The 22,310-nt window shown below is 68.1% G+C and carries 21 protein-coding genes; 16 read left to right on the top strand and 5 right to left on the bottom strand.

The genetic code is table 11. The features are described 5' to 3' along the window. Positions 1–282: 282 nt before the first annotated feature. Genes PUN51_RS06925 through PUN51_RS06915 form a run of 3 tightly spaced genes read left to right on the top strand, consistent with a single transcriptional unit; the run spans position 283 to position 4,333 of the window. On the top strand, positions 283–2,094 hold the full coding sequence (locus PUN51_RS06925) for a proline--tRNA ligase (protein ID WP_275180333.1): 1,812 nt from the start codon (positions 283–285) through the stop codon (positions 2,092–2,094). Continuing rightward, positions 2,091–2,885: a sulfite exporter TauE/SafE family protein gene (locus PUN51_RS06920; RefSeq protein ID WP_224025582.1), complete on the top strand. Its 795-nt coding sequence runs from the start codon at positions 2,091–2,093 to the stop codon at positions 2,883–2,885. The genes PUN51_RS06925 and PUN51_RS06920 overlap by 4 nt, the downstream gene beginning before the upstream one ends. A 56-nt stretch (positions 2,886–2,941) precedes the next feature. Further along, positions 2,942–4,333 carry a pyridoxal phosphate-dependent decarboxylase family protein gene (locus tag PUN51_RS06915; protein WP_275180332.1) on the top strand — a complete coding sequence of 464 codons (1,392 nt, stop codon included), beginning with the start codon at positions 2,942–2,944 and terminating at the stop codon, positions 4,331–4,333. An 80-nt stretch (positions 4,334–4,413) separates the two neighbouring features. Here PUN51_RS06915 and PUN51_RS06910 read toward each other — a convergent pair whose 3' ends face one another. The 3 genes from PUN51_RS06910 to PUN51_RS06900 form a co-directional block, all read right to left on the bottom strand. After that, positions 4,414–5,427, bottom strand: a complete 1,014-nt coding sequence (locus PUN51_RS06910) for an aminoglycoside phosphotransferase family protein (protein ID WP_224025584.1) — start codon at positions 5,425–5,427, stop codon at positions 4,414–4,416. A 34-nt stretch (positions 5,428–5,461) separates the two neighbouring features. Further along, positions 5,462–6,229, bottom strand: coding sequence for a VIT1/CCC1 transporter family protein (locus tag PUN51_RS06905; RefSeq protein WP_159632363.1), 768 nt, complete (start codon positions 6,227–6,229; stop codon positions 5,462–5,464). Positions 6,230–6,327: 98 nt separating this feature from the next. Further along, positions 6,328–7,503 (bottom strand): DUF4439 domain-containing protein, encoded by a 1,176-nt coding sequence (locus tag PUN51_RS06900; protein WP_275180331.1) that lies wholly within the window; start codon positions 7,501–7,503, stop codon positions 6,328–6,330. Positions 7,504–7,643: 140 nt separating this feature from the next. Here PUN51_RS06900 and rimP point away from each other — a divergent pair, with 140 nt between their 5' ends. The 5 genes from rimP (at position 7,644) to rbfA (ending at position 13,632) form a co-directional block, all read left to right on the top strand. Then, the gene (rimP, locus tag PUN51_RS06895) at positions 7,644–8,255 is read left to right on the top strand and encodes a ribosome maturation factor RimP (RefSeq protein ID WP_224025586.1); all 612 of its coding nucleotides are present in this window, start codon (positions 7,644–7,646) and stop codon (positions 8,253–8,255) included. Further along, a complete protein-coding gene (gene nusA, locus PUN51_RS06890; RefSeq protein WP_159632360.1) occupies positions 8,255–9,235 on the top strand; it encodes a transcription termination factor NusA in 981 nt (326 codons plus the stop codon). Before rimP ends, nusA begins: the two co-directional genes overlap by 1 nt. 179 nt (positions 9,236–9,414) lie before the next feature. Further along, positions 9,415–9,762, top strand: coding sequence for a YlxR family protein (locus PUN51_RS06885; RefSeq protein WP_275180503.1), 348 nt, complete (start codon positions 9,415–9,417; stop codon positions 9,760–9,762). Between the two features lie 152 nt (positions 9,763–9,914). Continuing rightward, positions 9,915–12,833, top strand: coding sequence for a translation initiation factor IF-2 (gene infB / locus PUN51_RS06880; RefSeq protein WP_224025587.1), 2,919 nt, complete (start codon positions 9,915–9,917; stop codon positions 12,831–12,833). Between the two features lie 289 nt (positions 12,834–13,122). Then, positions 13,123–13,632, top strand: coding sequence for a 30S ribosome-binding factor RbfA (gene rbfA, locus PUN51_RS06875; protein WP_275180330.1), 510 nt, complete (start codon positions 13,123–13,125; stop codon positions 13,630–13,632). 83 nt (positions 13,633–13,715) lie between these two features. Here the strand turns inward: rbfA and PUN51_RS06870 are convergent, their stop codons facing one another. Next, positions 13,716–14,843: a ScyD/ScyE family protein gene (locus PUN51_RS06870; protein WP_275180329.1), complete on the bottom strand. Its 1,128-nt coding sequence runs from the start codon at positions 14,841–14,843 to the stop codon at positions 13,716–13,718. A gap of 173 nt (positions 14,844–15,016) precedes the next feature. Here PUN51_RS06870 and PUN51_RS06865 point away from each other — a divergent pair, with 173 nt between their 5' ends. Further along, a complete protein-coding gene (locus tag PUN51_RS06865; protein WP_275180328.1) occupies positions 15,017–15,520 on the top strand; it encodes a nucleoside deaminase in 504 nt (167 codons plus the stop codon). Positions 15,521–15,522: 2 nt separating this feature from the next. Next, positions 15,523–15,960 carry a thioredoxin gene (trxA, locus tag PUN51_RS06860; RefSeq protein ID WP_159632355.1) on the top strand — a complete coding sequence of 146 codons (438 nt, stop codon included), beginning with the start codon at positions 15,523–15,525 and terminating at the stop codon, positions 15,958–15,960. 18 nt (positions 15,961–15,978) lie between these two features. Here the strand turns inward: trxA and PUN51_RS06855 are convergent, their stop codons facing one another. Then, positions 15,979–17,136 (bottom strand): pyridoxal phosphate-dependent aminotransferase, encoded by a 1,158-nt coding sequence (locus PUN51_RS06855; protein WP_275180327.1) that lies wholly within the window; start codon positions 17,134–17,136, stop codon positions 15,979–15,981. Positions 17,137–17,273: 137 nt separating this feature from the next. Between PUN51_RS06855 and truB the strand changes: the two genes are divergently transcribed. From truB to PUN51_RS06825, 6 genes are all read left to right on the top strand, one after another. Further along, positions 17,274–18,239: a tRNA pseudouridine(55) synthase TruB gene (gene truB, locus PUN51_RS06850; RefSeq protein WP_275180326.1), complete on the top strand. Its 966-nt coding sequence runs from the start codon at positions 17,274–17,276 to the stop codon at positions 18,237–18,239. Positions 18,240–18,241: 2 nt separating this feature from the next. Beyond that, the gene (locus PUN51_RS06845; protein ID WP_159632352.1) at positions 18,242–18,595 is read left to right on the top strand and encodes a hypothetical protein; all 354 of its coding nucleotides are present in this window, start codon (positions 18,242–18,244) and stop codon (positions 18,593–18,595) included. A 19-nt stretch (positions 18,596–18,614) separates the two neighbouring features. Continuing rightward, a complete protein-coding gene (locus tag PUN51_RS06840) occupies positions 18,615–19,064 on the top strand; it encodes a hypothetical protein (RefSeq protein ID WP_159632351.1) in 450 nt (149 codons plus the stop codon). Between the two features lie 99 nt (positions 19,065–19,163). Continuing rightward, positions 19,164–20,147 (top strand): bifunctional riboflavin kinase/FAD synthetase, encoded by a 984-nt coding sequence (locus PUN51_RS06835; RefSeq protein WP_275180325.1) that lies wholly within the window; start codon positions 19,164–19,166, stop codon positions 20,145–20,147. 36 nt (positions 20,148–20,183) lie between these two features. Continuing rightward, the gene (gene kynA / locus PUN51_RS06830; RefSeq protein ID WP_275180324.1) at positions 20,184–21,038 is read left to right on the top strand and encodes a tryptophan 2,3-dioxygenase; all 855 of its coding nucleotides are present in this window, start codon (positions 20,184–20,186) and stop codon (positions 21,036–21,038) included. Then, a complete protein-coding gene (locus PUN51_RS06825) occupies positions 21,035–22,294 on the top strand; it encodes a kynureninase (RefSeq protein WP_275180323.1) in 1,260 nt (419 codons plus the stop codon). Before kynA ends, PUN51_RS06825 begins: the two co-directional genes overlap by 4 nt. The last annotated feature ends 16 nt before the right edge of the window (positions 22,295–22,310 follow it).

The raw sequence follows: 22,310 nt of genomic DNA, 5'->3' as shown, positions 1-22,310 counted from the left end.
AAGTTCGATCTAGCTGCGCTGGAAGTGGGGTGGGCGGTCTCACCAGTCCTCACCAGTACTCAGGCGATAACGGCGTTGAGCCACGCCCGGATGCGATGACCAGCCCTATTGGGGGGCCAGGGGCTTTGTATTCCCGGGCGTGGCTCTACTGTGTCCGGGGGTGGTCCCTGGTGCTCCCGCCACCGCCAGTAAGTCCCGCCGGTTGAGTGCCGGTAGATTAGTACCCAGACGAATTTGTCCGGCCCTGCTGACCCAGCACTTCCCCAGAAACGGATACCACCCGTGGTCCTACGACTGTCCCAGCTTTTCCTGCGCACGCTGCGCGAAGACCCCGTCGACGCCGAGGTTGCCAGCCACAAACTCCTGGTCCGCGCCGGCTACATCCGCCGCGCCGCCCCCGGCATCTACACCTGGCTGCCGCTGGGGCTGAGCGTCCTGCGCAAGGTCGAGGAAATCATCCGCGAGGAAATGACGGCCATCGGCGCCCAGGAAGTCCACTTCCCGGCCCTGCTGCCCCGGGAACCGTATGAGGCCACCAACCGCTGGACCGAATACGGCGAGGGCCTGTTCCGGCTGCAGGACCGCAAGGGCGCCGACTACCTGCTGGCCCCCACGCACGAGGAAATGTTCACGCTCCTGGTCAAGGACCTGTACTCGTCCTACAAGGACCTGCCGCTGAGCCTGTACCAAATCCAGAACAAGTACCGCGACGAGGCACGTCCCCGGGCAGGGCTCCTCCGCGGCCGTGAGTTCATCATGAAGGATTCCTACTCCTTCGACGTCGACGACGCCGGCCTGGATGCCAGCTACGCAGCGCACCGCGCCGCCTACCTGAAGATCTTCGAGCGCCTCGGACTCGAGGTTGTGCCGGTAGCGGCCACTGCCGGCGCCATGGGCGGATCCAGGAGCGAGGAATTCCTGTTCCCCACCGAGATTGGCGAGGACACCTTCGTCCGCTCCGCAGGCGGCTACGCGGCCAACGTGGAGGCTGTCACCACGGTGGTCCCCGACCCGATCGACTTCACCAATGCTCCGGCAGCGGAAGTCCTGGACACCCCGGACACGCCCACCATCGAGACCCTGGTTGCCGCGTCCAACCAGATTGCCCCGCGGGCAGAGGCCGACGGCGGCGCCTGGACTGCCGCCGACACGCTCAAGAACGTGGTCCTCGCCGTCACCCTGCCCACCGGTGAGCGTCAGCTGGTGGTCATCGGCGTTCCCGGCGACCGCGCAGTGGACCTCAAGCGCGTCGAAGCCAACATCGGCGCCTTCCTGCCCATCGCAGGCGAGATCGGACTCGAGCAGGCCGGCGAGGAGGACCTGAAGAAGCAGCCGCTGATCGTCAAGGGCTACCTGGGCCCGGGCCTTTCCCCGGACCAGGCCCTCCTCGGCGCCGAGAGCGCCACAAAGCTCCTCTACCTGGTGGACCCGCGCGTGGTCAGCGGCACCGCCTGGATCACCGGCGCCAACGAGGCCGGCAAGCACGTCTTCGGTTTGGTCGCGGGCCGCGACTTTACCTGGGACGGCGTGATCGAGTGCACCGAAGTCCGTGCCGGCGATCCTTCGCCGGACGGCTCCGGCCCCCTGGAAACCGCCCGCGGCATCGAAATGGGCCACATCTTCCAGCTGGGCCGCAAGTACGCCGAAGCCCTGGACCTCAAGGTGCTGGACCAGAACGGCAAGCAGGTAGTGGTCACCATGGGTTCCTACGGCGTCGGCGTAACCCGGGCCGTGGCAGCCCTGGCCGAAGCCAACCACGATGACCGCGGCCTGGTCTGGCCCCGCACCGTGGCACCTGCCGACGTGCATGTGGTGGCCGTGGGCCGCGGCGAGGAGATCTTCCAGGCAGCGGAGAAACTCTCGGCAGACCTTGAAGCGGCAGGCCTGTCGGTCATCTACGACGACCGTCCCAAGGTCTCGCCCGGCGTGAAGTTCGGCGACGCGGAACTGGTGGGCGTGCCCACCATCCTCGCCGTGGGCCGCGGGCTGGTGGACGGTGTGGTGGAAATCAAGGACCGCCGCAGCGGTGAAGCCGAGAACATCGAGGTGGACAAGGCCGTCGACTACGTGGTCAACGCCGTCCGCAACCAGTGATCTCCGGCTTCGAATCGATCCAGCTCACCACCATCATCCTGATCGTGGTGGCTGGATTCGCAGCCGGCTGGGTTGACGCGGTGGTGGGCGGCGGGGGCCTTATCCAGCTTCCCGCACTGCTGCTGGTTCCCGGCATCGCGCCGGTCCAGGCGCTGGCCACCAACAAGATGGGCTCCATCTTCGGGACCGCCACCAGCGCCGCCACGTACTACCGGAGGGTGGGGCCGGACCTTCGGACGGCCGTCCCCATGGCCGTCATAGCCCTCGCGGGCAGCTTCGGCGGGGCGAGCCTGGCGGCCACCCTGCCGGCCGGGGTCTTCAAGCCCATCATCGTGGTGGCGCTGGTCGCCGTCGCGCTTTTCACCGCCCTCAAACCCAGCGTCGGCGAGCTGACGGCACTGCGGCACGAAGGCCACCGGCACTATGTGGTGGCCTGCCTCATCGGTGCGGTGATCGGGTTCTATGACGGACTCATCGGCCCCGGGACGGGGTCCTTCCTGGTCATTGCCCTGGTGTCCGCCATGGGGTATGCGTTCCTGGAAGCGAGCGCCAAGGCCAAGATCGTGAACATGGCCACGAACGCCGGGGCGCTGCTGTTCTTCCTCCCGCACGGCTCCATCCTGTGGGGCATCGGCCTGCTGCTCGGGGCAGCGAACATGGCCGGAGGCTACCTGGGCGCCCGGACCGCCGTGCAGCAGGGCAGCAAGTTTGTCCGGGTGGTCTTCCTGGTGGTTGTCGGGGCCTTGATCATCAAGCTCGGCTACGACGTCTGGCAGGAGAACTTCGCCTGACCCCGGCCCGGAAACTGGTTCTCGTGACCCGGGCGTGCCCGGCGTAGCATGCAGGTATGGCACACGGCGACGACGGGTATGCCGCGGCGTTGGCAGCCGCAGCAGGGCACTCGCAGGCCTGGCTGGCCAGCCTCCGGGACCGCCCTGTAGGCCCCCGCGTGCATGCCTCTGACCTTGCCGGCGTGTTTGGCGGCCCACTGCCCGCAGCAGGCATGCCCGCTGCTGAGGTGATCGATTTCCTTGCCACGCAGGCCGAGCCCGGGCTGATGGCCATGCCCTCGGGCCGGTTCTTCGGCTGGGTCATCGGCGGTACCCTGCCCGCTGCACTGGCCTCAGACTGGCTGGTGAGCGCCTGGGACCAGAACGCGGCCATGCGCTACGCCACCCCCGCCACAGCCGCCATAGAGGACGGCGCCGGAAAGTGGCTGCTGGACCTGCTGGGGCTGCCCGGCGGGTCCGACGTCGGCTTCGTCACCGGGGCCACCATGGCCAACTTCACTGGGATGGCCGCCGCCCGCTGGCGGCTCCTGGCCGACGCCGGATGGGACCTGGACCGGGACGGCCTGTCCGGGGCGCCGCGGATCCGCTGCTTCGTGGGCCGGGAACGGCACGACACTGTCGACCTTGGCCTCCGCTACCTTGGCCTGGGGAAGCCAATCCAGGTCGACGCCGACGCGCAGGGCCGCCTGCTTCCCGCCGCGCTGGACGCCGCCCTCGCCGCCGGGTCCGGCCCCGCCCTGGTATGCCTCCAGGCGGGCAACGTGCACTCGGGCGCCTTTGACCCCTTTGCCGAGGCCATCGCCGTCGCACGCAAACACGGCGCGTGGGTCCACGTCGATGGCGCCTTTGGCCTGTGGGCCGCCGCTGTGCCGGAACTGCGGCACCTCACCCGGGGGTTTGAAGAGGCGGATTCGTGGGGCACCGACGCCCACAAGACCCTGAACGTGCCATACGACTGCGGCATCGCCATCGTCCGGGACCCGTCGGCGCTGCGGGCTGCGATGGGCCTGCATGCCAGCTACCTGGTGCATGACGCCGAAGGCCCGGGCGACCCTTTCGAAAAAGTCCCCGAGCTGTCCCGTCGCGCACGGGGAGTGCCGGTCTGGGCGGCCCTGAAAAGCCTCGGCCGCGACGGGGTGGCCGCGCACGTGGGCGGCCTGGCCGCGGCAGCAACGGCCATCGCGGAGGGAGTGGCAGGGCTCGACGGCGTCGAGGTGGTCAACGACGTCGGCTACACCCAGGTGTCCCTTGCCTTCGGAGACGACGAGACCACCCGCAAGGTCACCGCCCGCATCATCGAGGAGGGAAAGGTCTGGATGTCCGGTTCCCGGTGGCGCGACCGCGACATCCTCCGGGTTTCGGTGAGCAACTGGCAGACGGCCGGGGAAGACGTAGCCACGGCCGTGGGAGCCGTCCGGAACGCCCTCGCCGCCGTCCGGAACCCCTGACTGTTCCGTCGGCGCCCTGCTGTCCAGCCCCGCGCCTCGTTTCCCACCCGGTCCAGCGGCCATGGTTGCCTTGGCTGGGCCTATCCGCCCTGTCCAGGTTCCGGCAGCGAATGGGGATGCGGCAGGCCCTCCAGCGTGTTTCCGGCGAGGGTGCTGGCTACCCAAAGCGACCGCGCCAGGTCACCCCTATGGCCCTTCCCGGCGTACCACAGCGCGTTTTCCACCTCTCTGGCGATGCCCCATTCCCTGGCCGCGTCCGGGTCCAGCCCGGCGGCGGTGCTGAAATCGTGGCAGCGGCCGAGGAGCGCTGGAGCGGGCCGGGCCGCGGGCAGGTCTCCCAGGCGGTTCCAGAGCAGCGGCGCAACCGCGAACTCAGGCTCACCGATCATGGGCTGGGGGTCGATCGCCGCATAGCCGGCCGCGGCTGCCTCCGCTGTTCCAGGCCGGGCCAGGATGTTCAGGAAATGCAGGTCCGTGTGGACCAGGAGATCCCGGCCGGACCGGCGTCCCACCGCGCCGCGTGTCTGGCACACCTCCAGCGCCGCTTCCAACAGCCACCGGGGAAACGGCCGTCCCAGTTGTTCCCAGTCCGCGGGCAGGTCATCGCTCCATTGTTCGGCCCGGGCAGCTATGTGGGTGAACTCCTGCCATTCCGGGCGGTGGTCCGGGACAAGTCCCAGCTGACGCACCAATCCGCCCCACACCTGCGCTGCCTCATCCAGCGGCAGGTCCGCCAATGACCGGCCGGCGTCGAGCCGTTCCAGGAGCATGGCACAGGATCCGCTGTCCGAGGCCAGCAGGAGGACGGCACCGCGGCCGCCCCAGAGCGCCAGCGCATGCCGCTCCACCTTGGCCTCATCGTGGGGAAAAGCGATTTTGAGGGCTGCCGGCGAGCCGTCATCCTGCCGTACCGGCACGACCAGGCCGCCGTGGCCGCTCCAGGGGAAGCAGCCCGGCACCAGGTCAACCTCCAGATGCCACTGTTCCAGACGCTCGGCCAGCAGGCGCGGAAGACTGCCCAGCCAGGCCCGTCCCGCACTGCTGCGGGCGTAGCGGGAAGCGAGGTCAGGGGGAACGGGAACGGCAGCCGGCACGGCGCCAGATGACAAGGGGCCGGGCACCACGGGATCAGACAACACCGGAGGCGCCGAGCAGGTTGCCGATGACGAACGTTGCCGCGAGGGCCAGGGCGCCGCCCACCACCACGCGGACAGCTGCCCTGGTTTTCGAGCCGCCGCCAATCCAGGCACCGAGTGCACCTGTCAACGCCAGGGCCACCAGCACCGATATGAACGTCAGCGGGACCCGGATCCCCGGCGGCGGCAGCAGGATGGCCAGCATGGGCAGGATGGCGCCAATGGTGAAGGCAATGGCCGAGGCGAAAGCCGCGTGCCAGGGGCTGACAATGTCCGCTTCGTCGATGTTGAGCTCGGCGGACAGGTGCGCTGCCAGGACATCATGGGCCGTAAGCTCGCTGGCGACCTTGGCCGCCGTCTCCGGGGTGAGGCCCTTGGCCTGGTAGATGGCGGTCAGCTCAGCCAGTTCCGCTTCCGGGTCCTCCGCCAGCTCGCGGCGCTCCTTCTCGATCAGCGCCCGCTGGCTGTCGCTTTGGCTGCTGACGGAAACATATTCGCCCAGCGCCATGGACACCGCACCGCCCACCACCCCGGCTACGCCCGCCGTGAGGATGGGGCCCAGCTCGGCGGTGGCCCCGGCCACGCCCACGACGATGGCGGCAACGGAGACGATGCCGTCGTTGGCGCCCAGGACACCGGCGCGCAGCCAGTTCAGCCGGTGCGCTGTATCGTCGCCGTGCGGCTCAGTCTCCAGGTGGCGGTTCAGGTCCGGGCCGGCTGCATTGGTCCCCGGGGCATCGGCCGGTTCGTCCGCGTTCATGCCTTCAGCAAACCACCCCCGCCCGCCCAATGCCACCCTCCACAAGGCCTTCCTTCGGGACCGGATCCAGGGCGGGACGGCGGTCCGTTCAGCGGGGGTCAGGATGCGGCGGGCGACGGCGCCAGGCCGGTCCCGGCGGGAAGGGCAGGCAGTTGCCCGGTGTCCAGGAGCAGGCCCGGCACAGGCCCGGGGTCTGCTCCCCAGCGCAGGGCACGGCCTGCGGCGGAGCGAAGGGCTGCCAGGGCCCATGTCCGGTCCTGGCCCTGCGAGACGGCCACAACGTCGCCATACGAGGCCAGCGTTGCCGCCTCAAGTTTGCCCAGCCCGGCGGCCGGGGCAGCCAGGAAGCCCGGATCGAGGACGTACCCGGGCTGTTGCGGCACGGGGCCGCCGCAGGCCGCCCGGAGCCGTTCCGCCGCGGCCGCAGCCAGATCCTTGTGCACGCCCAGGAATTCCGACGCCGGACCGGCCTCGGCGGGAGCGAGGCGGGGGAGCGCCACCTGGTAGCCGTAAACGGCCCGCTGCTCGGCGGAAACGGCCGCGGCCAGGGCCTGGCGCGTGCCGGGGGCAGTGCCTGGCGCCGCGCTGTCCTTGGCGGACGGGGCTGAGACGGACGGGGCTGAGGCGGGCGGGGCTGAGGCCGGCGTGCCTGAAGGGGCCGGGGACAACATGGCCTGGACTGAAGGCGAGGGGCACGGGGAAGCGGCTGCTGCTGTCCCGGGCGCCTCGGCGTCGGGTCCTGGGGTTCCCTGCGGTGCGGGGACCCCGGCGGCAGCGGCAAGACGCCCGGCCGCGATGAGCTGCGCGGTGCCGGCGCCCGCGAGAAGCCGTGCCATGCCGCCGTCGGCCGTTTCAGCGTCCCTGAGCCGGATGGTCCCGCTGGTGGCCAGGGCCTGGACCAGCTCCGCGGTGTTTCGTGGACCGGCGACGGACGCTGGTGACGCACCTGCCTGCGGCGATGCCTGGGGCGGGCCGCCCGCAGGCCCGGTCGGGGCACCGGTCACGGAGGCGGCGCTTGGGGGCATCAACGCCCTGGCCTGAATGGTCAGCAAGGTCACAACAGGGTCCACAGCGGTGGAATCCGCGGCGCCCACGGAAGCGAGCTGCATTCCGGCGGCCCGCAGATCGAGGGCCGCACTGAATGCTGCCGCCCGGGCGCGCTCAGAAAACGGAGGCTCGGCGGGGGCAGGTTTTTCCGCGGGAATCAGGGCGAAACCGAGGCTCAGGACAACCAGGGCAGCAAGTGCAAAGACGGCAAATCGGATCGGGCGCATGCGGGGGTCGGTGTCCTGGCGGCGGTCTTTCACAACAGACCATGGTGTCACGCTGAGGGGGCACCCGGGTGCACCACTGGACCGGTAAAATAGCTACGCTAGTAAACACCACATCATCTATAGGGAGGGCGGCCGGCATCGTGAGCAATGCAGAAGCCACGGCTTCACCAGACCATACCGGTACGGGAAGCGGATCCGCGCCGGCCCACAATCCCGAAGCTGCCAGGCTCCGGGCCCTCCTGGAACCCGCGGTCCAGGCCAACCGCCTGTACCTCGAGGATGTTGCCATCATCCCCGGCTCCCACCGGGTGGTCCACGTTGTGGTGGACCTGCCGCAAGAGGAGACTGGCGGAGTCAGCCTTGACGTCATCGCGGACATCTCCCGGGTGCTCTCTGACGTGCTGGACAACGACCCCAACGACGACGGGCGGCCCTACGACCTCGAGGTGTCCTCACCCGGCGTCGGGCGTCCCCTGACCGAACCCCGGCACTGGCACCGCGCCCGCGGCCGGATGGTCAAGGTCAACGTCATCCAGGGCGAAAACGTCACCGGCCGCATCCACGCCGTGGACGGCGGGGGAGTGACGGTTATCCCCGAGGTGCCCGTCAAGAAGGGCATGAAGCCCCGGCAGGGTGACCCGGTAAAACTTCCTTTCGACAGGATCCGCAACGGAAAAGTCGAGATCGAATTCAGCCACCTCCCGGAGGACGGTCTGGAACCTGAACACAATGGACCTTCCGAGGAGGCCTGATGGATATTGACATGAGCGCACTGAGACTTTTGGAGCGTGAGCGTGAAATCCCGCTGGACCTCCTGATCCCCACCATCGAGCAGGCGCTCCTGGTGGCCTACCACAAGTCACCCGGCGCCTTCGAAAAAGCCCGCGCCGAACTGGACCGCAAGAGCGGCCACGTCACCATCTGGGCTGTCGAGATTGACGACGACGGCGCGCCCATCGGCGAATTCGAGCACACCCCGGAGGGGTTCGGCCGCATCGCTGCCAGCACCGCACGGCAGATCATCCTGCAGCGGCTCCGCGACGTTGAGGACGACAACGTCCTGGGCGAATTCAAGGGCCGCGAAGGCGAACTGGTGTCCGGCACCATCCAGCAGGGCAACAACCCGCACATGATCCAGGTCAACCTGGGGTCAATCGAGGCTCTCCTGCCGCCGCCCGAGCAGGTTCCCGGTGAAAAGTACATCCACGGCAACCGGCTGCGCGCCCTGGTCATCGATGTGCACCGCGGCACCAAGGGCCCGTCCGTCACGCTGTCCCGGTCACACCCGGGCCTGGTCCGGAAGCTCTTCGAACTCGAAGTGCCGGAGATCGCCGACCACTCCGTGGAAATCGTGGCGCTGGCCCGCGAAGCCGGGCACCGCACCAAGATCGCCGTCAAGGCGAACACCCCGGGAATCAACGCCAAGGGTGCCTGCATCGGTGAAATGGGCTCCCGCGTCCGCGCCGTCATGACCGAGCTGAACGACGAAAAGATCGACATCGTCGATTTCAGCGAGAACCCGGCCACGTTCATTGCCAGTGCCCTGTCGCCGTCGCGCGTGAATTCGGTCACCATCACGGACGAGGCAACGCGCTCCGCCCGGGTGGTGGTCCCGGACTACCAGCTGTCCCTGGCCATCGGCAAGGAAGGCCAGAACGCCCGCCTGGCGGCCAAGCTGACCGGGTGGCGCATCGACATCGTCTCCGACGCCGCGGGCAACCGCGATAAGTGAGGTCCGGGCAGGGTGGCTGCTGCGCCGCAACAGCCACCCGGTTTCGGGCAGAACGGCCCGGAGGGGCTAGAATAGATAAGACCGCGCCTAACGGCCGGTAGCCGTGTGCCTTGGGCGTGCTCGTTTCCGTGACTACGGAAACGGTAAAACCTGCGGCCAGCAGAAAGAACGTCAGGACGATGACCGTGGCAGAAATGCTTTCCGCCGGGAATCAGCCCCAACGTACCTGCATCGGATGCCGGAAGAAGGGTCCGCGGTCGCAGTTGCTCCGGCTCGTCGCCGAAGGCAGCGGGTCAACCGCTGTCCTGGTGGATGAACGACGCCGGATGGCTGGCCGGGGTGCATGGCTGCACCCCAGCGCATCGTGCCTGGCTCTGGCGATCAAGCGGCGAGCATTCGGGCGTGCCCTTCAGGGCGCAACCGGGACCGCCGCCGTCGAACACCGGATCACGTCAGGCCCGAACGTTGACGCCGCCCCGGTGGCTGCAACACCAACCGTCCAACCTGAAAGCGGGTCAGAAATCTGATGGAAACCCGATGAGTTCCCAGCGATGAGTGCGTAACGATGACAACTTTGTTGCGCTCTGCAATGGGCCCCTTCGCATCAACAGCGGCTGGGGTCCGCAGTAAGAAGTAGACGGTTCGTGCCTGGCTCGGTGCGGACCGAGACAGGAGAAATGTGGCCAAGGTCCGCGTACATGAGCTCGCCAAAGAGCTCGGTATAACTTCCAAAGATGCAGTGACAAAACTGCAGGAACTGGGCGAATTCGTTCGCTCCGCCTCGTCAACTATCGAGGCCCCCGTTGTGCGTAAACTGCGCAACGCCTTCCCCGACGCTGCCGCAAAGTCGGCGGCTCCGGCCGCAGCGCCCGCCGCTGCCCCCAAGGCGCCCGCTCCCGCAGCAGGCAACCGTCCTTCAGCCCCGGCTCCCGGCCCGGCTGCGCCCAAGGCTCCGGCCCCCAAGGCTGAGGCCCCGGCTCCGGCCGCCCCCGCCGAGCCCGCTGCCAAGGAAGCTGCACCGGCAGCGCCGGCTCCCGCCGCGCCTGCCGCCCCCGCAGCACCGTCTGCGGGTGCTCCTTCCACGGGTGCCAAGCCCGGTGCACGCCCGGCCCCCAAGGCCGAGACCCCGGCTCCTTCCGCCCGTCCGGGTGGATCCACACCGGGTGCCTCCGGCCCCCGTCCCGGCGGACCCCGTCCGGGCAACAACCCCTTCGCCACTTCCCAGGGCATGCCCCGGGGCCGCGGCGGAGACGGTGAGCGCGCCCCGCGCCCCGGCAACAACCCGTTTGCCACCTCGCAGGGCATGCCCCGTCCCGGCGGCAGCCGCACCGACGGCGACCGTCCCGGTGGCCCGCGCCCCGCAGCAGGTGCAGGCGGACCGCGTCCCGGTGGGCCGCGTCCCGCAGCCGGTGCCGGTGGGCCCCGCCCCGCCGCAGGTGCAGGCGGACCCCGTCCGGGTGCACCGCGTCCCGGTGGTCCCCGTCCCACGCCCGGCATGATGCCCAACCGCACTGAGCGTCCCGCACCCGCAGGTGCAGGCCGTCCCGGTGGCGGCCGCGGTCCCGGACGCCCCGGTGGCGCTCCCGGCACCGGTGGTCCCGGTGGCGGCGGCGGTGCTCCCGCCGGCGGCGGTTTCGGCAAGGGCGGCCGCGGCCGCGGCGGTACCCAGGGTGCCTTCGGCAAGGGCGGCGCAGGCCGTGGCAAGCAGCGCAAGTCCAAGCGCGCCAAGCGCCAGGAACTTGAGCAGATGAGTGCCCCGTCGCTGGGTGGCGTGAGCGTACCCCGCGGCGACGGCAACACCGTCATCCGGCTTCGCCGTGGCTCGTCCATCACGGACTTCGCCGACAAGATCGAGGCAAACCCCGCCGCACTGGTCACCGTGCTGTTCCACCTCGGTGAAATGGCCACGGCCACCCAGTCGCTGGACGAAGAGACCTTCGCCCTGCTTGGCGAGGAACTGGGCTACAAGCTCCAGGTTGTCTCGCCGGAGGACGAGGAGCGCGAGCTGCTCTCCGGCTTCGACATCGACTTCGACGCTGAGCTCGAAGCCGAAGGCGACGAAGACCTTGAGGCACGTCCTCCAGTAGTCACCGTCATGGGCCACGTCGACCACGGTAAGACCCGACTGCTCGATGCCATCCGCAAGTCCGACGTCATGGCCGGCGAACACGGCGGCATCACCCAGCACATCGGTGCCTACCAGGTCACACACAACCATGAAGGCACCGACCGCAAGATCACCTTCATCGATACCCCGGGCCACGAGGCGTTCACCGCCATGCGTGCCCGTGGTGCCAAGGTCACCGACATCGCCATCCTGGTGGTCGCAGCCGATGACGGCGTCATGCCGCAGACCGTTGAGGCCCTCAACCACGCCCAGGCGGCCAATGTGCCGATCGTCGTGGCCGTGAACAAGATCGACAAGGAAGGCGCCAACCCGGACAAGGTCCGCGGCCAGCTGACCGAGTACGGCCTGGTTCCCGAGGAATACGGTGGCGACACCATGTTCGTCGAGGTCTCTGCCCGCCAGAACCTCAACATCGACGAGCTGCTCGAGGCCGTCCTGCTCACCGCGGATGCTGCCCTGGACATGCGCGCCAACCCGAACAAGGACGCCCGCGGCATCGCGATCGAAGCCAACCTGGACAAGGGCCGCGGTGCTGTTGCCACCGTCCTGGTCCAGTCCGGTACCCTGCGCGTCGGCGACACCATCGTGGCAGGCACGGCCCACGGCCGCGTCCGTGCGATGTTCGACGACGACGGCAGCGCCCTGACCGAGGCCGGCCCGTCCCGCCCCGTCCAGGTGCTGGGTCTGTCCAACGTGCCGCGCGCCGGCGACACCTTCTTCGTGACCGCTGACGAGCGCACCGCCCGCCAGATCGCCGAGAAGCGTGAAGCAGCCGACCGCAACGCCGCCCTGGCCAAGCGCCGCAAGCGCATCAGCCTGGAAGACTTCGACCAGGCCGTCGCCGAAGGCAAGATCGACACCCTCAACCTCATCCTCAAGGGTGACGTGTCCGGTGCCGTGGAAGCCCTCGAAGACGCGCTGCTCAAGATCGACGTCGGCGAAGGCGTGCAGCTGCGCGTCATCCACCGCGGTGTGGGTGCCATCACGCAGAACGACGTCAACCTGGCAACGGTCGACTCCGCCGTCATCATCGGCTTCAACGTCAAGCCCGCCGAGCGGGTTGCCGAACTGGCAGACCGCGAAGGCGTCGACATGCGCTTCTACTCCGTCATCTACGCAGCAATCGATGACATCGAAGCAGCGCTCAAGGGCATGCTCAAGCCGGAATACGAAGAATTCCAGCTCGGCACCGCCGAGGTCCGCGAAGTCTTCCGCTCCTCCAAGTTCGGAAACATCGCCGGCTCGATCGTCCGCTCGGGCATCATCCGCCGCAACACCAAGGCACGCGTCAGCCGCGACGGCAAGATCATCGGCGACAACCTCACCATCGAGACGCTCAAGCGCTTCAAGGACGACGCCACCGAGGTCCGCACGGACTTCGAGTGTGGTATCGGTCTTGGGTCGTACAACGACATCACCGAAGGCGACATCATCGAGACCTTCGAGATGCGCGAGAAGCCGCGCGTCTAAGCTGGTCCGCCTTCGGGCAGTCAGCAGTGCCAGGTGCGGGGCCGTTGGATTTTTCCGGCGGCCCCGCCCCTTCGCTGGGTGGCCTACGTCTTACGACGTCGGCCACCCAGCTCCGGCAGGCCCGATGCCACTCCCTGGCCGCCGGAAAAATCCAACGCAGGTCCGTCGTGCACTCGCCACAGCGCGGGGCAGCCGGCCCCAGGTGCGTGGCAGATAACTGAAACGTCCGATCGCGGCCCCCGTGCCGCCGTCGTGCGTCCCTAATTTTTTCTTCTTATAGGAGTTGTTCATGGCTGATCCGGCACGTGCTGCCAAGTTGGCGCAGCGGATTAAGGTTGTTGTTGCTGAGGCTCTGGGCCGGAAGGTCAAGGATCCCCGGCTGGAGGGCATTACTGTTACTGATGCCCGCGTGACCAATGATCTGCAGCATGCCACTGTTTATTACACCGTCTTTGGCGACCAGGCTGTCCAGGCCGACGCTGCCAAGGGGCTTGAGAAGGCCAAGGGCGTGCTCCGGCAGGAGGTGGGCCGGAACATCACCGTACGCCTGACCCCCACCCTTGAGTTTGTGGCTGACCAGATTCCGGTGGTCGCGTCCAACCTCGAAGAACTGCTCCGCGAGGCCAAGAGGCGCGACGCCGAGGTGGCCGCCCTTGCCGCCAATGCGCGGCACGCAGGCGACGCCGACCCGTACAAGTCGGCCGCGTCCGCCGACGTGGACATCGACGAGGACGACTTCGACGAAGAGGACCTGGACCTCACCGACGATGAGGACCTCGACGAGGACGGCCACAAGTAAAGACGCACACCAGGGCCCGGGAACGTATCCCGGGCCCTGATGCATTTAATCCCCCCGCGGCCTGCCGGCGGGGCAGGCTGCCGCTAGCGGAGGTCGGCCTTGATGACCTTGCCCGCGGGCGGCTGCGACGGGTCACCCAGGGCGTCGATGGTGGCGTAGAGCGTATGGCCGCTGATGTCGACATCTGCCGGCATGTTCACCGCCAGGAACTGGGAGCGGTCCCCGTCACAGGTGAACTTCAGGATCTCGCCGCCGAACAGGGATGCAACATAGACATCACCGTTGCCTGCTACCGCCAGGCCCGTGGGGCTAAGGATGTCCTCTGCCCAGAGGTCGGTGTCGCCGTTCCACGGATTGATCCTGAAAATGGCACCGCGGGCCCCGAGTTCAGGTCCTTCCGGGCCGCCCGGCAGGGACGTCACATACAGCATCCCGTCAGGTCCGATCCCCACATCCGTGGGTACCGGTTCAAAGGCATACTCATGGCCCACCACGCACGCGGGCACCTCCACCGTGTTTCCCATCATGTCCGTGGGAATCCGCAGGCCCGCCGGAACCACGGCAGGCCGCGGCGGCAGCACGGCGACAGTGTCGATGTCACCGTTCTTCAGGTTCACCTTGAGCACGGCGTTCATGCCTGCATCCGCAACATAGGCAGTGTTGTCGCGCACCGCCAGCGCATATGGATGGGAATCCACGATGCCCTTGTAGCTGGGGGGCGGGAACTGCGGCCACGCGGCGAGGCACTGGGCGCTGACGTCGTCGCCGAATCCGTAGTGCTGGTCACCGTCGGGGTTGTGGCTCCGCTCGTAATCGGCAAAGTCGGCGATGGTCTCAACATCGCCCCGGGCGTCAATGGACTTCAGGTACCCGTGCAGCCCTGCGGGGTCGCCCTGGCCGGCGCCCACGCTTTCAAGGAAGTACGTCGTGCTGCCGCGGGTGTCGGCCCCGGCCACCTCCCAGCCCTGGGGAGTGTCCGTGGAAAGGTCCTCCGTGGACCCGTCCCGGTCAATCCGGGTGAGCTTTCCGGCAAAATCCTGGGACACCAGGACGGATTTTCCGGGTCCGGCAGTGACATGCAGCGGCGAGACGAAGCCTCCTGCAACCACATCGTAATCCGGTGTCCTGGCGGAAGCGGCGGCAGGGCCTGCGGACGCGATGGCAGCGGCCGAGGCCGCCGTACAGGCTAAGAGTGCGAGTCTTTTGTTCATTGGGTACTCCGGGGTGCGGGCCCTTGCGGGCTGGATGTGGAGCCTCCGCGGAGGCAAAATGGATCCCCCGGGCGCAAGCGTAGGCCCGTACCGGCTGGTAGTGGTTGGGGGCATCTCCCCTTTTTGGCCCCCTTTCCATCCCCCTCCGGGGCGCCCGTGGCTAGGATCGTGCTATGAACTCCGCGGACCAAGGCAACAGCCCTTCCATCGACCCTGAGTTGAGCCAATACCTTGGGCAGGCCGTGGACCTGGCCACGCGGAACGTCGGCGAGGGCGGCGGCCCCTTCGGAGCGGTGGTGGTGACCCCCGACGGGCGCGTCCACGCCGGGGTCAACCGGGTGACCCGGGACAACGATCCCACCGCCCACGCCGAGGTGGTGGCCATCCGGGCCGCGGCGGCAGCGACGGTGAATTTCGACCTCACCGGCTCAGTCCTCTACGCAAGCTGTGAGCCGTGCCCCATGTGCCTGGCATCGGCCCTGTGGGCCAGGATCGGCCACGTCTACTTCGCCGCCGACCGGCACGGGGCAGCGGCTGCAGGCTTTGATGACGCGCTCTTCTACGACTACTTCAACGGCGCCGCGCCGGAGCTGATGCCGGTGACCAGGGGTGACATCCCGACGTCGGACCTCCCCTTCCAGACGTGGCGCGCCTTTGACAGCAGGAAGGAATACTAGCCATGGAACCCACACTCGTCAGCTGCCCCAGCTGCGGGAAGACCAACCGCGTGCCCGCGCAGGCTGCCGGCCACCCCCGCTGCGGCAACTGCAAGGCAGACCTGCCGTGGATCGTGTCCGCGGGCGATGGTGACTTCGCTGCCGTGGCGGAGCAGTCCCCAGTTCCGGTGCTGGTGGATTTTTGGGCGGCCTGGTGCGGACCCTGCCGCATGGTCAGCCCCGTCCTGGACAAGCTGGCCCGTGAACGGCCGGGGAAGATCAAGCTGGTGAAGGTGGATGTGGACAAGTCGCCCGGCCTGTCGCGGCGGTTCGACGTGCAGGCCATCCCCACGCTGATGGTGCTCGTGGACGGCAAGGTCGCGGCACGCCAGGCAGGCGCCGCGCCGGCAGAGGCGCTGCGGTCCTGGCTGGACAAAGCGTTGGCCGGCGCCCGCAGCTGATACTGCCTGGCCCGGGTTTTACCGGCCGGCGGCAGGAAGCCGGGACAGTCCTTCCAACAGATCCTGCTTCCGGCCGCACAGCGCGATCCGGACCCACCCCTCGCCGATGGATCCAAACGCAGTTCCGGGAGCCAGCGCCACCCCGGAGTCGGCCAGGAACCGCCGGACCCAGCTCCGCACATCGCCGCCGGTTACATGGGACATGTCCGCCCACAGATAGAACGCGCCCTGCGCCGGCAGGTAGCGGATGCCCTTCGCCGCCAGGACCGCGGACGCCGCATCCCGGTTGTCCCGGTAGTGCTGGTGCGCGTGCCGCACGTAGTCTCGCGGCCCGGTGAGGGCTGCGAGCGCGGCGTACTGCGGGGCGGACGCCACGCAGGAGACGATCGATTCCATGACGTTGTCCATCTTCTGTTCAAGCCCCGGTGGGCAAATCAGCGCGCCGATCCGCAGGCCCGTCAGGCCGTAGGTCTTGGACAGCGTCAACGAGGTGAACACCCGCGCATCCTCCGCCGTACCGCCGTCGAACCTTGCCGGGCTGACATGCGGGACATCGTAGGTGAACGCCTCGTAGCACTCGTCCGAGATGACCCAGATGTCATGCCTGCGGGCCAGCTCCACCAGCTCACGGACCAGGTCTTCACTGAGCACGGCGCCCAGCGGGTTGGACGGGGAGTTGAGTACCAGGACCCGGGTGCGGCTGGTGATGAGGGCTTCCACGTCCGCGACCCGGGGCTGGAAGCCGTGGTCCGGGTGCAGGGGATAGCCGACGGGAACGGCGTTCAGCAGCCGGCTGGTCATGGCGAAGGTGGGGTAGCCCGGGTTCGGGATCAGGATCTCGTCGCCGGGGGAGAGCAGCAGGCTCATGGCGAAGTGCAGGCCCTGCTGGGCGCCGGACACCACGTATACCCGCTCCGCGCCGACGTCCACGCCCTGTTCCTCCCGGAACCTGGCGGCGAACGCTTCCCGGAGGGCCGGGATCCCGGCGTTGGGCGTGTAGTTGGTTTCATCGCGGTCCAGGCAGGCGATGCCGGCGTCCAGGACGTGGCGGGGGAGGGGGAAGCCCGGCTCCCCGATGCTGAGCACCACGGCGCCGGGAGTGCGCCAGGCGGCCTCGGTAATTTCGCGGATCTGGTTGACGGGCACGTCGCGGACATGGGCGGCAAGCTCAGGCATGCCAGCCATCCTAGCCGTCCCCTGCCCCGCCTCCGCCCGCCCCGGTGACGTGGCCGTCGTGGTGGGCTGCCGCCGTCGTCCGCTCCCGGCCGGTACCCTGCACATGCGCCCCAATCTGCGCCCATATACTGGGAGGCGTGCTTTCTGGACTGGTGATAGTGGACAAGCCGCAGGGATGGACCAGCCATGATGTGGTTGGCCGGATGCGGCGCCTCGCAGGGACCCGGAAAGTGGGGCATGCAGGAACCCTCGATCCCATGGCCACCGGTGTCCTGGTGCTGGGCATCAACAAAGCCACCCGGCTGCTGACCTACATCGTGGGCACTTCGAAGACCTACACCGCCACCATCCGCCTGGGCCAGTCCACGGTGACCGACGACGCGGAGGGCGACGTCACGGCCACCACGAGCGCGGCCGGCATCACCGACCAGCAGATTCACGACGGCGTCGCGGAGCTGACGGGCGACATCCAGCAGGTGCCCAGCAGCGTCAGCGCGATCAAGGTCAACGGCGAACGCGCCTACGCCCGCGTGCGGTCCGGCGAGGAAGTCAAGCTCGCCGCGCGCCCCGTGACCATCCACCGGTTCGACGTGCATGGCATCCGCAGGGACGCGGCAGCGGACGTGGTGGACCTGGACGTGACGGTGGAATGCTCCTCCGGCACGTACATCCGCGCCCTCGCCCGGGACCTGGGCAACGCCCTCGGCGTCGGCGGCCACCTCACCTCGCTCCGCCGGACCCAGGTGGGGCCCTACTCGCTGGACCAGGCGCGGACCCTCGAACAGCTCGCCGATGAGCTCAATGTCCTGGACATGTCCCTCGCCGCCAGGGCGCTGATGCCCAACCGAGAACTCACCGCCGAAGAAACCGCCGAGATCTCCTTCGGCCGGCGGATCGCGGCCGGTGCTGCAGCCGGGACGCCCGGCGCCGCCACGGTGGAGCACCCTGCCGCGGCCTTCGCTCCCGACGGCACCCTGGTGGCCCTTCTCGCCGACGCGGGAAGCTACGCCAAACCGGTCCTGGTCTTCGCCCCCGGCACCGGGCCTGGCGCCGGGGCCGGACCTGGCGACGGTGCGGCAACAACCTCCGCAGCGGAGGCATAGGCGTGGACGCGTACTTTTGGATCATCCTGGTGGTCGGCCTGGTGTCCACCCTGCTGTGCCTGGGCGCCGGGATCCTGAAGAAGGCACCCAACGACGTCACCATCCTGTCCGTCGTGGCCGTCGAAGTGGCCCTGGTGGTCTACCTGGTGGGGTCGATCGTCCGCGTGATCGCCGGCGAACCGATCGCAGGGGAAGCCTGGGAGTTCTGGGGCTACATGGCCACCGCGATGCTCCTGCCACCCGCCGCCATCTACTGGTCCATCCTGGAGCGCACGCGGTGGAGCAACTTTGTCCTGGCCGCCGTCGGCGTCACGGCGCTGGTGATGGCAGCCCGAATGAACCAGATCTGGTACTGAAGTGGAAGAAGCAGCAGAAATGAAAGACCAGCAGGCCCAGCCCGCCACCGGAGAAACCGTCCGCAACACCCGCAATACCGGGCCCGGGCGCCTCCTGATCGCGGTGTACGGGGTGTTCGCCATCTCGGCCACCGCCCGCGCCGGCTACCAGATCCTCACCAAGTTCTCCGAGGCACCCCTGGCCTACCTGCTCTCCGCCTTTGCCGCCCTGGTCTACATCCTGGCCACCGTGTCACTGGCCAAGGCCGGAACCACATGGTTCAAGGTTTCGGTTGCGGCGGTGCTGGTGGAACTTGCCGGCGTCCTGGTGGTGGGGACCCTGAGCATCCTGGACTCCGTGCAGTTCCCGCATGAGACCGTCTGGTCGCTGTTTGGCCGCGGCTACGGTTTCATCCCGCTGCTGCTGCCCATCCTGGGGCTGGTGTGGCTTTACCGGCGCCGGCCCTCACAGGCGAAGACTGCGCAGTGACGGGCAAAGCTGCACAGTGAATCCGGGTAATCTTGAAGAGTTCCGCGGCCGGAAGGGTCCCGGAACGTTGATGCTTTCAGGCAGCTTAAGGCGAGGGTGATGGTTTACATCTGGAACGATCCGTCCGATGTCCCGGCGGACTTCGGCCCATCTGTTGTCACTTTCGGCAACTTCGACGGCGTTCACCGAGGCCACCAGCAGGTGTTGTCCCAGCTGATCCGGTCGGCCCGCCTCTCCCATGCCAAGGCAGTGGCCGTCACGTTCGACCCCCACCCCGCGGTGATCCACCGGCCGGAGGCTGCACCGGAGCTCATCATGGGCCTGGATGACAAGCTGGAGGCGCTGGGCGAGCTGGGCCTGGACGCGATCCTGGTGGTCAAGTACTCCCTGGACCTCGCCAGCCTCACGGCCGAAGAGTTCGTGGAGCAGTACCTGGTGGACTGCCTGCACGCCAGCCACGTGGTCATCGGCCATGATGCCCGGTTCGGCCGCGGCAACTCCGGCGACCTGGACACCATGAAGGCGCTCGGCGAAAAATTCGGCTTCGAAGTTCAGGTGATCAGCGAATTCGGGGCCGAAGGCTACCCGCTGCATGACGACGACGGCACGGACCGCCGCTGTTCCTCCACCTGGGTGCGCGAAGCGCTGCAGGCCGGAGATGTCACCACCGCTGCATCGGTCCTGGGGCGGCCGCACCGGATGCGCGGCGAGGTGGTCCACGGCGCCGCCCGCGGCAGGGCACTGGGGTTCCCCACGGCGAACCTTGCTTCCAACGCCACAGGGCTGATTCCCGCCGACGGCATTTACGCCGGGTGGCTGGTGGACCAGGCAGGCAAGCGCTGGCCCGCGGCCATCTCCGTGGGGTCCAACCCCACGTTCGACGGCGTCAGCCGCCAGGTCGAGGCGCACGTCATCGACAGGCCCAAGGAAGCCGTAGAGGACTTCGATCTGTACGGCCAGACAGTGATCGTTGAATTCGTGGAGCGGCTTCGTGGCATGGTGGCCTACCGTGGCCCTGAGGCACTGGTGGAACAAATGCGGCTGGACGTGGCCCAGGCCCACCAGCTCCTGGGCGGCCGCTGACAGTACGGCCCGGGTGACAACAACGAAAGGCAGGACGTGTCCGTCGAGAAGAACACCCGCAAGCTGGATAAGGGGATTGTCCGCGACTTCAGCTCACGGATGAGCTACGCCTCCTACCTGCAGCTCCCCACCCTGCTCAGTGCCCAGCAGCCGGTCAGCCAGCCCGAACACCACGACGAATTGCTGTTCATCATCCAGCACCAGACCACGGAGCTGTGGCTGAAACTGGTCCTGCATGAACTGCGCAGCGCCGCCGCCTGGCTCCGCGAAGACGACCTCGGTTCGGCGCTCAAGGGCATCGCCCGGGTCAAGCACATCCAGAAGACCCTCACCGAACAGTGGTCCGTGCTGGCCACCCTGACACCCACCGAGTATTCGCAGTTCCGGGGCTTCCTGGGCAACTCGTCAGGGTTCCAGTCCGCACAATACCGGGCCGTCGAATTCGTACTGGGAAACAAGAACCGCAAGATGCTGCCGGTCTTCGAATCCGATTCTGAGGCCCACGCAATGCTCGAGGAACTTCTTGCTGCTCCCAGCATCTACGACGAGTTCCTGGCCTACCTCTCCCGGCAGGGCTTCGACGTCCCGCCCGCAGTCCTGGACCGGGACGTGACCCGCGCCCACGAGTTCACCCCGGAGCTGGTACCGCTCTTCAAGCACATCTACGAGAATGCCGCGGACAACTGGGCGGCCTACGAGGCCTGCGAGGAACTGGTGGACCTGGAGGATAATTTCCAGCTCTGGCGGTTCCGGCACCTGCGCACCGTCCAGCGGACCATCGGCATGAAGACCGGCACCGGCGGATCCAGCGGTGTGACCTTCCTGCAGAAGGCCCTGGAACTGACTTTCTTCCCGGAACTATTCGCGGTCAGGACGGAGATCGGACAATGAGCATCCACCAGGAAAACATCGCCGGCGTGACAGCGGAAACGCTCCGGCAGCGCGCCGGGGAGCTGGACCGGAAAGACGCCCTGGCGCACTACCGCGACCACTTCATCGGCACGGACACGCCCCTGTCCTACCTGGACGGTAACTCGCTGGGCCGGCCCCTGAAGCGGACGGCGGACGACGTCGCTGCCTTCATCCGCGACGAGTGGGGCGGCCGGCTGATCCGCGGCTGGGACGAACAGTGGCTCGCCATGCCGCAGGCCATTGGCGACCAGCTGGGCCGTGCCGTCCTGGGTGCGGCGCCGGGGCAGACCATCATCGCCGACTCCACCACCGTGGTGCTGTACAAGCTGATCCGGGCAGCCCTCGCCGCCGCGGCGGACCCGGACCGGAACGAGTTGGTGCTCGACACCGAAAACTTCCCCACCGACCGCTACCTGGTGGAGGGCATCGCCCTCGAGGAAGGCCTGACACTCCGCTGGATCGAACCGGATCCCGCCGCAGGGGTGACCCTCGAGCAGGTGCGCCAGGCCACCGGGCCGCGCACCGCCGTCGTCCTCCTCAGCCAGATCGCCTACCGTTCAGGCCACCTCGCTGACCTGCCCGGCATCACCAAAGCAGTACACGACGCCGGCGCCCTGGTGGTGTGGGACCTGTGCCATTCGGCGGGGTCGGTGCAGATCGACCTGGACGGCGCGGACGTGGACTTCGCCGCGGGCTGCACCTACAAATACCTCAACGGCGGCCCCGGCTCCCCGGCGTTCGCCTACGTCAACGCCCGTCACCTGCCCTCGCTGACCCAGCCGATCTGGGGCTGGATGGGCCGCAAAGACGCTTTCGAAATGGCGGCCGGCTACCAGCCGGCATCCGGCATCCGCGGGTTCCTCAGCGGGACCCCCGCGATCTTCGGCATGATCGCCATGCAGGGGACCCTGGACCTCATCGAAGAGGCCGGCATGGCCGCCATCCGGTCGAAGTCCGAAGACCTTACCGCCTTCGCCGTTGAGGTCTTCGACGCGTGGCTGGCACCCCTGGGAGCCGAACTGGCCACGCCACGGAATCCGGGGGAGCGGGGCGGGCACATCACGGTGGACCACGCTGGGTTCACCAAGGCCACCGTCGAGGCCCTGTGGGACGGCGACGTCATCCCCGACTTCCGTTCGCCGCACGGCATCCGGGTGGGCCTGTCACCCCTGAGCACCAGCTTTGCCGAAGTGCTTCACGGCATGGCCGCCATCCGGGACAGGCTGCTGGGCTGACCACAGCGGTGATCCC

Origin of the sequence: Arthrobacter sp. NQ4 (assembly GCF_029077345.1) — a bacterium.
GTDB lineage: Bacteria > Actinomycetota > Actinomycetes > Actinomycetales > Micrococcaceae > Arthrobacter.
The sequence above is the reverse complement of the archived record's forward strand: the minus strand, read 5'-3'. Positions and strand labels throughout refer to the sequence as shown.